Source organism: Sulfitobacter albidus, assembly GCF_018200035.1.
Classification (GTDB): Bacteria; Pseudomonadota; Alphaproteobacteria; order Rhodobacterales; family Rhodobacteraceae; genus Sulfitobacter; species Sulfitobacter albidus.
On record NZ_CP073581.1, the window covers coordinates 644,337 to 656,899 of the forward strand.

The following is a 12,563-nucleotide window of genomic DNA, read 5'->3' on the forward strand; positions in this document are numbered from 1 at the left end:
GCGGCATTGTGCGGAAGGCTGGATGGTCGCTGCGCGGTGCAAGCCGCGGGGAGGAAAGTCCGGACTCCAGAAAGTGACGGTGCCGGGTAACGCCCGGGCGGGGCAACCCGACGGAAAGCGCCACAGAAATGAAACCACCCCGCGTGCGGGGAACGGGTGAAACGGTGGGGTAAAAGCCCACCGCGGCGGTGGCAACATCGCCGGCAGGGCAAGCCCCACCGGGAGCAATGCCAAATAGGGACCGCGTGCCGGGAAACCGGCGGGGAGGCTTTGACCCCAGCAGGTCCGGGTTGGCAGCTAGAGGCGCGTCGGCAACGGCGGGCCAAGATGAATGACCATCCACGGGGGGCGTGCCCCCTGGGACAGAATCCGGCTTACAGGCCTTCCGCACACCCTTGGCCCCGCGCATCGGAATTTTTCGAAAATTCCGGACCGGAAAATTCGAATTTTCCGACGCCCGCGGCGGTCGTTGCGCGCAACGGGGGTTGACTCGCCCCCTTGTCACGGTAGAACGCAGCGATATGGATTTCGGGCGCGCGACCCTACGCAGGACGCCGCCGCACAGGAGAAGATAAGATGGCAAAGCCAACCACGATCAAGATCCGTCTGAACTCGTCCGCGGGCACAGGCCATTTCTACGTCACCAAAAAGAACGCGCGCACGATGACCGAGAAGATGGTCATCAAGAAATACGACCCCGTCGCGCGCAAGCACGTCGAGTACAAGGAAGGCAAGATCAAATAAGATCTGCCGCCATGACCTGATGAAAGGCCGCACCTCCGGGTGCGGTCTTTTGCGTTCAAGGATACGCCATGCGCCGCATCATGATCGTTGGAGGGCCGGGATCGGGAAAGTCGACGCTTGCGCGCACGCTGGGCGCGCGTCTGGGCCTGCCCGTGCATCACATGGACCACATTCATTGGCAGGGTGTCTGGGACGAACGCCCTAAAGAGGAAAAGATCCGCCTGGCCCATGCCGTCGAGGCGCAGGATGCCTGGGTGTTCGAGGGGGGCAATTCGGCGACCTATGACAACCGCATGGCGCGGGCGGATACGGTGATCTGGCTCGATCTGCCGGTGGGCCTGCGTCTGTGGCGGGTGACAAAGCGCACGCTGCGCTACGTCGGGCGGACGCGGCCGGATCTGCCGGAGGGGTGCCGCGAAAGGCTCAACCGCGAGACGGTGGTGTTCTACCGCTTTATCTGGCGGATGCGGCACGTCCAGCGCGCAAAGATCGCGGAGCGGTTCAATGCTGCGCGCCCGGATCTGACCCGCGTGCATCTGCGCAGCCCCGCCGAAGTGCGTGCGTGGCTCGCGCAGATCTAGCGATCGGCGGGCGGGATATCGCGCGCGGCGGCAACAAGCGCGTCGATGTCGGCTGGATCGTATTTCAGGGCACGCCGTTCGGTGCCGGAGATCTGGTGCAGGCGGCTGACGCCCGCGCGTCGAGCCGTGGCTGGCCGGATCGGGCGCGGCACGAAGCCGCCCGCGCAATTCGGGCACACATCGTGCAGCACCTGCGTGACACAGTCGGCGCAGAACGTGCACTCATAGCTGCAGATGCGTGCAAGCGGGCTGTCGGGCGGCAGGTCGCGGTCGCACATCTCGCAGTTGGGCCGGATTTCCAGCATGGCTTTCGTACCCTTCATGAGGCTCGAAACAAAAAGCCCCGCCGGACACTGGGGTCTGGCGGGGCTTGGGCCGTTAAGATCGTGTTGCGGTTACTCGCGGTTGCCGAGCAGTTGCAGCAGGAACATGAACATGTTGATGAAGTTCAGGTAGAGGCTCAGCGCGCCCATGATCGCCGCCTTGCCCAACCATTCGGTATCGCCGTGCTGCGCGTGCGCGATGTAGTCAGTCTTGATCCGCTGGGTGTCATAGGCTGTCAGACCGGCAAAGATCAGAACACCGATGGCCGAGATCGCGAAGGTCAGCGCGGGGTTCGGGAAGAAGATGCTGACGATCGACGCGATGATCAGACCGATCACACCCATGATCAGGAAGCTACCCCAGGCGGAGATGTCCTTTTTCGTGGTGTAGCCCCAGAGGGACAGGCCCGCGAAGGCAATCGACGTCACCAGGAAGATCTGGATGATCGAGAAGCCGGTGTACACGAGGAAGATCGAACTGATCGACAGACCCATTACCAGTGCGAATGCGTAGAAGACCAGCTGAGCCGTGGCCGCCGACATCTTGTTGATCGCGGCGCTGAGGCCGAAGACAAACGCGAGGGGCGCGAACATGATCACCCATTTCAGCGGCGAGGCATAGATCGCGTAGCCGAGCGATGTCAGGTACTGACCTTCGCGCAGCTGGGCCGATGCCGCAGCCGGATCGGATGTCACGGCGAGGCCGGAAATCGCCCAAGCGGCGGCGAAAGTGATCAACATGCCCACGGACATCGTGCCGTAGACCTTGCTCATGTGTGCGCGCAGGCCCGCATCAATCGCGGCTGTGCGGCTTCCGGCACCTGTCCGGATTGTATTCACGTCTGCCATGTAAAACTCCCTAATGTGCGAAACGGGCGCGGAACCCCGCGCTTCCTCGCCAATATCGGGTGCGCCCTCCCGCATTTCAAGAGGTTTCGGCGCCCCTTAGCCGCGCCAGTGGGCGGGTGCATCCCATATAGGGCGTCGTGCCTCGGCGCGGGCCTCATCGGGGGTGATGCCGATATCGCGCAGGGCGGCGGCATCCAGTCGTGCGAGGGCCGCGCGGCTGCGCTGAAGCCGGATCAGAGCCGCAAGGCCCGGAAACCGGAGCGACAGGTGGAAACGGCGGGATTGAATGAGGGTTTTCACGGCGGGATCTCCTGTGTGGTTGATGGGTCGAGTTTCTTTCATTCGTGTTGTTGATATATGCGTGACTCCATGACATAAGGAAAGCGAATGTTTGTTATGGAACGCATGCAGATCGGTGATGAATGAGAAATCTTGATGTGGCGACCCTGCGCTCGTTTGTCGCGGTGGCCGAGGCGGGGGGCGTGACCCGGGCGGCAGGGTTCTTGAATTTGACGCAGTCGGCGGTCTCGATGCAGATCAAACGGCTCGAGGGGTTGTTGGACGTGGCGTTGTTCGACCGCAGCGGGCGGGGGGTCATCATGACGGCTGCGGGGGATCAACTGCTCAGCTACGCGCGCCGCATGGTGGCGCTCAATGATGAGGTCGTCGGCGCGCTGGGGGAGGTACAGCCCGCCGGCGTGCTGCGATTGGGTGTGCCGCATGACATCGTCAATCCGGCTATCCCCCAGGCGCTCAAACAGGCGGTAGCGGCGCATCCGGGTTTGCAGATCCATCTGGAATCCAGCCATACCCGCGTGCTCAAGGACAGCTTTGCCCGCGGCGACTGCGATATCATCCTGACAACCGAGGCCGATGTGGCGCCGGGGGGAGAAACCCTCGTGCAGCGGCCCCTGCGGTGGATCGGCGCGCCCGGTGCGGTGTCGTGGCAGCAACGCCCGGTGCCGATCGCCTTTGGGCGGCTGTGCATCTTTCGCCCCCTCGTCATAGACGCGCTCAACGGCGCCGACATCCCGTGGCAGATGCTCGCCGAGAGTGACAATGACAGCACCATCTACGCCACCGTCGGCGCCGATCTGGCAATACATGCGATGATCGAGGGCACCGAGCCTGCGCATCTTGCGCGCATCGACCACCGTGGCGCCTTGCCCGACCTGCCGGAGCAGCGAATCAATCTCTATTGCCGCAGCGGGAGCGACAGGGCCTTTTTGGAAGATATCTGCGCGATTCTGCGCCGCAGTTTCGCGGGCGCACCCAAAAACAGAAGAAGCGAAAAAACCGCTTAGGCGGAAATCCGCTTACTCGCCGCGCGGAGGTCTGTGGCAGAAGCTGCATTATCCTGCGTTGAGTGATCTATATTTAGTGAATTGGCGCGAAACAGCGTCAATGTGATGATTATAACCGCTAATTACCGTAGAGATTTCCAATATTTTCCTGAAGCGCACAACTCAACCCGGAGTCCAGCGCGCCGGTAGTCGCCTTAAGGGTGTAAGATGTTGCCTTGTTGCGGAAAATCATCCGCCCCGACCGTTGCATCATGACAAATATTTAAGTTCGTCGGGCCGACGGATGGTGTAGACTGATAGACGAAACGTAAAGAACGTTTGCAACTATTCGGTTGTGTCATTCGTTCTTTTCCTGAGTGCGATGCTGCACTCATATGAAGAAAGTGAAACCTTAAGATGGCTCATATCGTAGACACGCATGTCGGCAAGAAGATCCGCCAACGCCGTTGGCTTATCGGAATGACGCAGCAGAAACTTGCGGAGCTTGTCGGCATCAAATTTCAACAGATCCAAAAGTACGAGACCGGCGCGAACCGCGTCAGCGCGTCACGGCTTTGGGATATTTCAGAGGCGCTCGGCGTGCCAGTCGCCTTCTTCTTCGAAGGCATACGCAATGTTTCCGAAGAAACCGCTGAAAAAGAGAACGTCCCCGCCGACCTGCTCGGCGATAAGGAGGCGTTGGATCTCGTGCGCTCCTACTACTCAATACCGGAAAACCAGCGCCGCCGTCTGTTCGAGCTGGCGCGGGTCCTCAGCGACGTCGCTTAGTTCCGACCGACACGAAAGCTAAAAGGCCGCGCAGCTTCTGCGCGGCCTTTTGCTGTGGCGACTTGCTCCGGGTGATCTGGGATGGCAGGACAGGGCATGAGTATTTCACCTTCCCTTTCTGAGCCATTGATCGGCGACTTGACAGAGGTGGCGCACGCGCTTGCCGACGCCGCTGGCGAGGCGATCCTTCCGTATTTCCGCACTGCGCAGATGCAAACCGAAAACAAGCTTGAAGGCGGGTTTGACCCCGTCACAATTGCCGACCGTGCGGCGGAGCGGGCGATGCGCGCGGTTCTGGCGCACAGGCGGCCCGGCGATGCCATCCTCGGCGAGGAGGAGGGCCACAGCCCGGGCACAAGCGGGCTGACTTGGGTGCTTGATCCGATCGACGGCACGCGGGGCTTCATTTCCGGCACGCCCACGTGGGGGGTGCTGATTGCCGTCGGCGGCGCGGATGGTCCGCAGATCGGTGTGATTGATCAGCCCTATATCGGCGAGCGTTTCATCGGTACGCCGCATGGGGTTTGGCTGCACCGAAATGGACAGGTGCAACCGCTGCGGACACGGGAACCGCGCCCCTTGGCGCAGGCGACGGTTTTCACCACTTTTCCAGAGGTGGGCACGGCGCAGGAAGGCGCGGCATTCGCCGCCGTCGCACGTCAGGCGATGCTCACGCGTTACGGTATGGATTGTTACGCCTACGCGCTGGTTGCGAGCGGTCAGGTGGATCTGGTCATAGAGGCAGGGCTGAACGCCTACGACATTCAAGGCCCGCTGGCTCTCGTGCAGGCAGCGGGCGGGATTGTGACCGATTGGGACGGGGGCCCCGCGCATGCCGGTGGCCGGGCCATTGCAGCGGCCAATCCGCAGATCCACGCCGAGGCGCTTGCGATCCTGCGCCGCGAGATGCGCGGATGAGCGGCGTCACGCTGATCCGCAACGCCGCGTGCATCCTCACCATGGATGACGCGCGGCGCGAGCTGACGGACGCCGATATCCTGCTGAGGGACGGCACCATCGCCGAGATCGGGCAGGGCGTGGCCTGCCCCGACGGCGCAGATGTGGTCGAGGCGGCGGGATGTCTGGTCACGCCGGGACTGGTGAATTGCCATCATCACCTGTTCCAGACGCTGACCCGCGCCGTGCCCGCCGGGCAGGACGCGCTGTTGTTCGGCTGGCTGGAAACGCTCTATCCGATCTGGTCGCATCTGACGCCCGAGCATGTGTTTACCTCCGCACAGGTCGGTCTGGCCGAATTGGCCCTGTCGGGCTGTACGCTCTGCGCCGATCACCTCTACCTCTATCCCGGGGGCGTGCGGCTGGAGGATACCATCCACGCCGCGCGCGAGATCGGCCTGCGGTTCCAGCCCACGCGGGGATCGATGAGCATCGGGCAAAGTGCGGGCGGTCTGCCCCCCGATGCGCTGGTCGAGCGTGAGGCGGATATCCTCGACGATTGCATCCGCGTCATCGACGGGTTCCACGACGCCTCCGAGGGGTCGATGTGCCGGGTGGGGGTCGCGCCATGCTCCCCCTTCTCGGTGAGCCGCGAGCTGATGCGCGATGCGGCCGTGCTGGCGCGCGACAAGGGCGTGATGCTGCACACCCATCTGGCCGAGAACGACGAGGATGTCGCCTATTCGCTGGCACAGTTCGGCTGTCGTCCCGGCGTCTACGCGCAGGATCTGGGCTGGGTTGGGCCGGATGTCTGGCACGCGCATTGCGTTAAGCTGGACGAAAGCGAAATCGCCCTATTTTCGCAGACAGGCACCGGCGTGGCGCATTGTCCGTGCTCAAATTGCCGACTGGGCAGCGGGATCGCCCCGGTGCGCGCGATGCGCGATGCGGGCGTGCCGGTGGGGCTGGGCGTGGACGGCTCTGCGAGCAATGACGCCGGATCCTTGGTGGCGGAGGCGCGCCAGGCCATGCTGCTGCAACGGGTGGCGCGCGGCGCGGATGCAATGAGCGCGCGCGAGGCGCTGGAGCTTGCGACGCGGGGCGGTGCCGACATTCTGGGGCGCCCCGAATGTGGACGGTTGGCGCCCGGCAAGCGCGCCGATGTTGCGCTGTGGGACATGCGCGGCATTGCAGCTGCGGGCAGCTGGGACATCGGTGCGATGCTGCTCGCCGGGCCGGGTGTGGTGAAGGGATTGTTCGTCGAGGGCCGCGAGATCGTGCGCGACGGGCAGCTGACGACGGTGGACATGAAAGCGCTGTGCGCACGACAGAATGCAATGGTGAACGCGTTGAAGGAGACGGTATGAAGTTTTTGTATATGACGATTATGGTCGCGGGTCTGGCGGCGTGCGGCGAGGGCGGTCCAGATACGGCCGCATCCCCTTCAGCGGCTGCGCAGGCCCCGGCCGCAGGCACGTCTGACCGCCGCCCGGTTGCGTTGGTCAACGCCGTGCGCCGTGCCGCCGGGCGCGCGCCGATCCGTCGGAACGCCCGGCTGGACCGCGCCGCACAGATCCATGCCAATGATATGGCGCGCAACAGCTTTTTCGCCCACACCGGCAGCGACGGATCAAAGCTGAAGGACCGTGTGAACCGCACGGGCTACGGCTGGTGCTTTCTGGCCGAGAACATTGCCGAAGGGTATCCCAGCCGACAGGCGGCCATCACCGGGTGGAAAGGCTCGCCCGGACACTACCGCAACATGGTCAACCCCAAGGCCGAGGAATTCGGAATAGCGGCGGTGGGCGGCTATCAGGTGATGGTTCTGGGCGCAGGCTCCTGCTGATCCGCGCGGGGTCGATTGCGCGCGGCGGGACCGCAGGCGGTCGCCGCGGGTCGCTCCCTAGCGCGCGCCGCTGATCCAGGTATCGCGGACCGCGCGGTCGTCGCCCATCATCACGGTGGCAAAGACATCGTCCCAGATCTCGCCGGCGCGGGACGCGCGCTGGGCGATGGCATCGGTCGATTTCAGATCAAGCACGGTGATATCGGCGTACTGGCCGGCGGCAAGCGTCCCGATCTCGTCGTGCAGGTGAAGCGCGCGGGCGCTGCCAGCCGTTGCAAGCCACAGCAATTGCGACGCGTGCCAGCTCGCCCCGCGTGTTTGGCCCGCCTCATAGGCCGCGGCCATGGTGCGCAGCATCGAAAAGGATGATCCGCCGCCGGTATCCGTGGCCAGCCCCGTATGCAGCCGGTGCCGCACCATCCGCGCCAGATCAAAATCCCCGGACCCGATAAAGGCGTTTGACGTCGGGCAATGCACCACCGATGCGCCGACCTCGGACAGGCGCCCGACTTCGCGGTCGGTGAGGTGGATGGCGTGGCCATAGACCCCGCGCGCGCCCAGAAGGCCATGGGTCTCGTAGGTGTCGAGGTAGTCGCGCGCCTGCGGAAAGAGCGCGCGCACCCATGTCACCTCATCGGGTTGCTCTGACAGGTGGGTTTGCATCAGGCAATCGGGATGCTCGGCCCAGAGCGCGCCAAGGGCGGTCAGCTGTTCGGCGGAAGACGTGGGTGAAAAGCGCGGCGAGATCGCATAGCGGTTGCGGCCCTGCCCGTGGTGGCGCGCGATCAGCGCCTTGCTGTCGTCATAGGCGCTTTGCGCGGTGTCGCGCAGGCCGTCGGGGGCATTGCGGTCCATGCAGGTCTTGCCGGTGACAATGCATTGGCTGCGCGCGGCGCCCGCGTCAAAGAGCGCGCTTGCGCTGTGCGGATGGATCGTCGCGAAAGAGCACAGCGTCGTGGTGCCCGCCGCGCGGGTCAGATCCAGCGTGCGCGCGGCAAGCGTCGCGGCCCATGCGGGATCTTGCAGCCGGATCTCTTCGGGAAAAGTATAGGTGTTGAGCCAGTCAATCAGCCGCTTTCCCCAGCTGGCGATCATGGCCGTCTGGGGATAATGGCTGTGCGCGTCGATAAAGCCGGGGCAGATCAGATCGTCGCCGTAGGGGATTTCCGCCGCATCCGGATGCGCCGCGCGCAAGTCTGCCGCGCCGCCCACGGCCGTGATCCGCGCACCCTCGATCAGCACGCCGCCCGCGCTGTCGATGCGCACGCAGTCCTGCCAGGGGGTCTGAAGCGGATCGCCGGAGAACAGGAGCGTCTGCCCGGTCAGCAAGGTCTTTGTATTCATGTGCTGGTTATGTCCGCGATTGGCTGGTGGCGCAATGGGAACGCGCTAGCTTTGCTTCACGCGCCATTGCCCCGCCTCTGGGGGGCACATAAGGTGGCGCAAAATACGTGAGGGACGGGCATGGCCGAAGACGTGATGACACAGCCGGAGACTGAGGCCGAGCGCGAGGATTACACGCTGTCACAGCGCGACGTGTCCGCGATCCTCTATGCCGTTGAAATCGATGATCGGGCCAAGCTGATCGAGCTGATGGAGCCGCTGCACGCCGCCGACATCGCCGACCTTCTCGAGCAGATCAACGCATTCGATCGCGCGCGTCTGATCCGGCTTTACGACCGCGAATTCGACGGTGACATCCTGTCGGAACTGGATGAAAGCATCCGCGACGAGGTGATCGCGCTACTCTCGCCCGCCGTGCTGCAGGAGGCCGTGCGCGAGCTGGACAGCGACGATGTGGTCGACATCCTCGAGGATCTTCAGGATGCCCAGCAGGAAACGATCCTAGACGCGCTGGAAGACACCGACCGGCTCGCGGTCGAGCAGGCGCTGAGCTATCCCGAGTATTCCGCCGGCCGCCTGATGCAACGCGAGGTCGTGATGGCGCCGGAGCATTGGACGGTGGGGGAGGCCATCGATCATCTGCGCGCCACGCCCGAGAATGATCTGCCCGATCAGTTCTATCACATCATCATGGTCGATCCGCGCCTGCATCCGGTGGGCAACGTGACGCTGGGCAAGCTCATGCGCTCAAAACGCGAGACGCCGCTGAAAGCGCTGCTCGAAGACACGTTCGAGGTCTTTCCCGTGACCCGCGACGAAGGCGACGTCGCCTATGCGTTCAACCAGTATCACCTGATTTCGGCGCCCGTTGTCGACGAGGAGGGGCGGCTGATCGGCGTGATTACCATCGACGACGCGATGGCCGTGCTGGATGAAGAGCACGACGAGGATATCCTGCGCCTTGCCGGCGTCGACAGTGAATCCGCCCTGTCGGATTCGATCCGCGCGACGACGCGACGGCGTCTGCCGTGGCTGGCGGTCAATCTCGTGACGGCGATTGCGGCCTCACTGGTGATCGCGCAGTTCGAGGTGGCGCTGTCGCAGATCGTGGCCCTCGCGGTGCTGATGCCCATCGTCGCCTCGATGGGGGGCAACGCGGGCACGCAAAGCCTCACGGTTGCCGTGCGCTCGCTTGCGACAAAGGATCTGACCGGATCGAACGTGTGGCGGGTGATCCGGCGTGAGGTGCTGGTGGGGCTGATCAACGGGGTGATCTTTGCGGTGGTGATGGGGATCGTTGGGCTGGTGTGGTTCGGCTCGCCCGCGCTGGGCTATGTGATCGCATCGGCGATGGTGGTGAATATGGTGGTGGCGGGGCTTGCCGGCACGGGCATTCCCATCGTGCTGGAGCGGATCGGGATCGACCCCGCGCTTGCCTCGGGCGCATTCGTGACGACCGTGACGGATATCGTCGGCTTCTTTGCCTTCCTCGGCCTTGCCGCATTGGTGCTTTTGTGAGCGTGGCCGACCGCAAGGCCGCCGCACGCAAGGCGGCCTTTGCCGCGCGCAAACCACTGTTCGAGGGGGCGAGCGACGCGCAGGCAGGTTATCTCAGCGAGGTCCTGGGCGGCTATCGTGGCGTGCCGCTGGCGGGCTACATGCCGATCCGCACCGAGATCGATCCGCGCCCGGCGATGACGGAGGCGAGCGCGCATGGCCCCGTCGGTGTGCCGGTGATCGAGGCCGAGGGCGCGCCGCTGCGCTTTGCCCGCTGGGATCCCGAGACGGTGATGGTGCCGGGTGCGTTCGGGGCGGGTATTCCCGCCGATCCGCAGTACTTCACCCCCGAGATCCTGATCGTCCCGCTGCTGGCGTTTTCGCGCGCGGGCGGACGGTTGGGCTATGGCGGCGGGTTCTACGACCGCACGCTGGAAGTCCTGCGCAGCAGACGCGCGACGCTGGCGATTGGATTTGCCTTTGCGGGGCAGGAAACCGACGATCTGCCGCTGGAGCCGACCGATCAGCCGCTTGATATGGTAGTGACCGAAGCGGGCGTGATCGACATTGGCAACGGGGCGCGGAATTTTTGAAAAATTCCGGTTCGGATTTTTCGAAAAAATCCGGCGACGGCCGCAAAGGGCGCGTGCGGTAAACGAGGGCGGACGATGAAGATACTGTTTCTGGGCGATGTGATGGGCCGGGCGGGGCGGCGCGCCATAACCGAGCGGCTGCCGGCGTTGCGCGCGGAGTGGAAGCTCGATTTTGTGGTCGTCAACGGCGAGAACGCGACGTCGGGCATGGGCCTGTCCGCAGCACACGCCAAGACGCTGCTGGACGCAGGGGCCGATTGCCTGACGCTGGGCGATCACGCGTTTGACCAAAAGGACATGCTCGCCTTTGCCGAACAGGACGCGCGGATCGTGCGCCCGCTCAATTTCTCGAAAAACGCGCCGGGCAAGGGCGCCCGGGTTTTCAAGACGCAGACTGGCAAGCGCGTGCTGGTCACGCAGGCGCTGGGGCAGGTGTTCATGAAACGGCCCTTCGACGATCCGTTCTCGGCGCTGGATCAGGTGCTCAAGACGCATCCGCTGGGCGGCATGGTGCAGGCGATCATCGTCGATATCCATTGCGAGGCGACATCCGAGAAAATGGCCACCGGCCACTGGTGCGACGGGCGCGCGAGCCTTGTTGTGGGCACGCATACCCATGTGCCGACCGCCGATGCGATGATCCTGCCCGGCGGCACGGCCTATCTGAGCGATGCGGGCATGTGCGGCGATTACCACTCCGTCATCGGCATGGAAAAGACCGAACCGATGCGCCGCTTCATCACCGGCATGCCCAAGGATCGCTTTACCCCCGCGAACGACGAGGCCTCGCTGAGCGGTGTCTACATCGAAACGGATGACCGCACGGGCCATGCCACCCGCGTCCAGCCGATCCGGGTGGGGGGAAAACTGCAGCCGAGCGTGCCGTGAGCCGTCGGGACATCGCGTTCTTCAGCGCCGTTCTGCTGGCGATGGGCGCGGGGTGGGGCCTGTCGACGCCGCTGTCGAAAATCGCGGTCAGTACGGGCTACGGGCCGTTTGGCCTGATCTTTTGGCAGCTGATGCTGGGGATCGTGCTGATGGGCGGTGCCTGCGTGCTGCGCGGCACGCCCCTGCCGCTGGGGCGCGCGGCGATCCGGGCCTATGTGGCGATTGCGCTGATCGGCACCGTCTTTCCCAATACGCTGTCCTATTCGGCGGCGGTGCATCTGCCCTCGGGCATCATGTCGCTGTTGCTGAGCATCATCCCGATGTTCGGCTTTGCCATCGCGCTGGCGCTGGGCAATGACACCTTCGCGCGGCGCCGGTTCGTCGGGCTGGTGTTCGGCCTGGTCGGCGTTCTGATCCTGATCTCGCCCACGGTGGATCTGGGTCTGCCCGTGCCGCTGGGCTGGGCGGCGGTCTATCTGGTTGTCGCCCTTTTTTACGCGTTCGAGGGAAATTACGTCGCGCGCTGGGGTGTGGCGGGGCTTGATCCCTTTCAGTTGATGCTCGGCGCCTCGGTGGTCGGGGTATTGTGTATCGCGCCGCCGATGATACTGCGCGGACAATTCATCGCGCCGGTCTGGCCCTTGCCGGTGGCGCAGGCCGCGCTGATCGGCAGTTCGGTGCTGCATGTGGTGGTCTACGCCGCCTACGTCTGGCTTGTGGGCCGGGCCGGGGCCGTTTTTGCCGTGCAGGTCAGCTATTTGGTGACGGGCTTCGGGCTGTTCTGGGCCTGGCTTATCCTTGATGAGCGTTTGGGGCCGGGGGCGTGGATTGCCGCTTGCGCGATGTTTGCGGGCATCTATCTGGTGCAGCCACGGCTGCGCCCGCGCAGCGCGCTTGCCCCGCGCGCGGCGATAGGCGATAGCTAGATA

At 64.3% G+C, this 12,563-nt stretch carries 15 protein-coding genes and 1 other RNA gene; 12 read left to right on the forward strand and 4 right to left on the reverse strand.

Going from position 1 to position 12,563, the window contains the following annotated elements:
* Positions 1 to 10 precede the first annotated feature (10 nt).
* The 3 genes from rnpB (at position 11) to KDD17_RS03055 (ending at position 1,325) form a co-directional block, all read left to right on the forward strand.
* Positions 11 to 393, forward strand: an RNA gene (gene rnpB, locus KDD17_RS03045) — RNase P RNA component class A.
* A gap of 183 nt (positions 394 to 576) precedes the next feature.
* Complete coding sequence (rpmG, locus tag KDD17_RS03050; RefSeq protein ID WP_007119221.1) at positions 577 to 744, forward strand: 50S ribosomal protein L33; 168 nt, start codon at positions 577 to 579, stop codon at positions 742 to 744.
* A 68-nt stretch (positions 745 to 812) separates the two neighbouring features.
* The gene (locus KDD17_RS03055) at positions 813 to 1,325 is read left to right on the forward strand and encodes a P-loop NTPase family protein (RefSeq protein ID WP_212705226.1); all 513 of its coding nucleotides are present in this window, start codon (positions 813 to 815) and stop codon (positions 1,323 to 1,325) included.
* Here the strand turns inward: KDD17_RS03055 and KDD17_RS03060 are convergent.
* From KDD17_RS03060 to KDD17_RS03070, 3 genes are all read right to left on the reverse strand, one after another.
* Complete coding sequence (locus tag KDD17_RS03060) at positions 1,322 to 1,648, reverse strand: DUF1272 domain-containing protein (protein ID WP_254796874.1); 327 nt, start codon at positions 1,646 to 1,648, stop codon at positions 1,322 to 1,324. The genes KDD17_RS03055 and KDD17_RS03060 overlap by 4 nt on opposite strands.
* A gap of 72 nt (positions 1,649 to 1,720) precedes the next feature.
* Positions 1,721 to 2,497: a Bax inhibitor-1/YccA family protein gene (locus tag KDD17_RS03065; protein ID WP_212705227.1), complete on the reverse strand. Its 777-nt coding sequence runs from the start codon at positions 2,495 to 2,497 to the stop codon at positions 1,721 to 1,723.
* 96 nt (positions 2,498 to 2,593) lie between these two features.
* Complete coding sequence (locus KDD17_RS03070) at positions 2,594 to 2,797, reverse strand: YjiS-like domain-containing protein (protein ID WP_254796875.1); 204 nt, start codon at positions 2,795 to 2,797, stop codon at positions 2,594 to 2,596.
* A 122-nt stretch (positions 2,798 to 2,919) separates the two neighbouring features.
* Between KDD17_RS03070 and KDD17_RS03075 the strand changes: the two genes are divergently transcribed.
* The 5 genes from KDD17_RS03075 to KDD17_RS03095 all read left to right on the forward strand — a co-directional run bounded on the left by KDD17_RS03075 (position 2,920) and on the right by KDD17_RS03095 (position 7,312).
* Positions 2,920 to 3,801 (forward strand): LysR family transcriptional regulator, encoded by an 882-nt coding sequence (locus KDD17_RS03075; protein WP_212705229.1) that lies wholly within the window; start codon positions 2,920 to 2,922, stop codon positions 3,799 to 3,801.
* A 396-nt stretch (positions 3,802 to 4,197) separates the two neighbouring features.
* A complete protein-coding gene (locus tag KDD17_RS03080; RefSeq protein WP_212705230.1) occupies positions 4,198 to 4,569 on the forward strand; it encodes a helix-turn-helix domain-containing protein in 372 nt (123 codons plus the stop codon).
* A gap of 96 nt (positions 4,570 to 4,665) precedes the next feature.
* Positions 4,666 to 5,487 carry a histidinol-phosphatase gene (gene hisN / locus KDD17_RS03085; protein WP_212705231.1) on the forward strand — a complete coding sequence of 274 codons (822 nt, stop codon included), beginning with the start codon at positions 4,666 to 4,668 and terminating at the stop codon, positions 5,485 to 5,487.
* Positions 5,484 to 6,833: an 8-oxoguanine deaminase gene (locus KDD17_RS03090; protein WP_212705232.1), complete on the forward strand. Its 1,350-nt coding sequence runs from the start codon at positions 5,484 to 5,486 to the stop codon at positions 6,831 to 6,833. The genes hisN and KDD17_RS03090 overlap by 4 nt, the downstream gene beginning before the upstream one ends.
* The gene (locus KDD17_RS03095) at positions 6,830 to 7,312 is read left to right on the forward strand and encodes a CAP domain-containing protein (protein WP_212705233.1); all 483 of its coding nucleotides are present in this window, start codon (positions 6,830 to 6,832) and stop codon (positions 7,310 to 7,312) included. Before KDD17_RS03090 ends, KDD17_RS03095 begins: the two co-directional genes overlap by 4 nt.
* A 57-nt stretch (positions 7,313 to 7,369) precedes the next feature.
* On the opposite strand, the gene guaD is transcribed toward KDD17_RS03095, so the two are convergent.
* Positions 7,370 to 8,656: a guanine deaminase gene (guaD, locus tag KDD17_RS03100; protein WP_212705234.1), complete on the reverse strand. Its 1,287-nt coding sequence runs from the start codon at positions 8,654 to 8,656 to the stop codon at positions 7,370 to 7,372.
* Between the two features lie 120 nt (positions 8,657 to 8,776).
* Between guaD and mgtE the strand changes: the two genes are divergently transcribed.
* From mgtE to KDD17_RS03120, 4 genes are all read left to right on the forward strand, one after another.
* The gene (gene mgtE, locus KDD17_RS03105) at positions 8,777 to 10,174 is read left to right on the forward strand and encodes a magnesium transporter (protein ID WP_212705235.1); all 1,398 of its coding nucleotides are present in this window, start codon (positions 8,777 to 8,779) and stop codon (positions 10,172 to 10,174) included.
* Positions 10,171 to 10,746: a 5-formyltetrahydrofolate cyclo-ligase gene (locus tag KDD17_RS03110; protein ID WP_212705236.1), complete on the forward strand. Its 576-nt coding sequence runs from the start codon at positions 10,171 to 10,173 to the stop codon at positions 10,744 to 10,746. The genes mgtE and KDD17_RS03110 overlap by 4 nt, the downstream gene beginning before the upstream one ends.
* A 75-nt stretch (positions 10,747 to 10,821) precedes the next feature.
* A complete protein-coding gene (locus KDD17_RS03115) occupies positions 10,822 to 11,634 on the forward strand; it encodes a TIGR00282 family metallophosphoesterase (protein ID WP_212705237.1) in 813 nt (270 codons plus the stop codon).
* Positions 11,631 to 12,560 (forward strand): DMT family transporter, encoded by a 930-nt coding sequence (locus KDD17_RS03120; protein WP_212705238.1) that lies wholly within the window; start codon positions 11,631 to 11,633, stop codon positions 12,558 to 12,560. Before KDD17_RS03115 ends, KDD17_RS03120 begins: the two co-directional genes overlap by 4 nt.
* Positions 12,561 to 12,563: the final 3 nt, after the last annotated feature.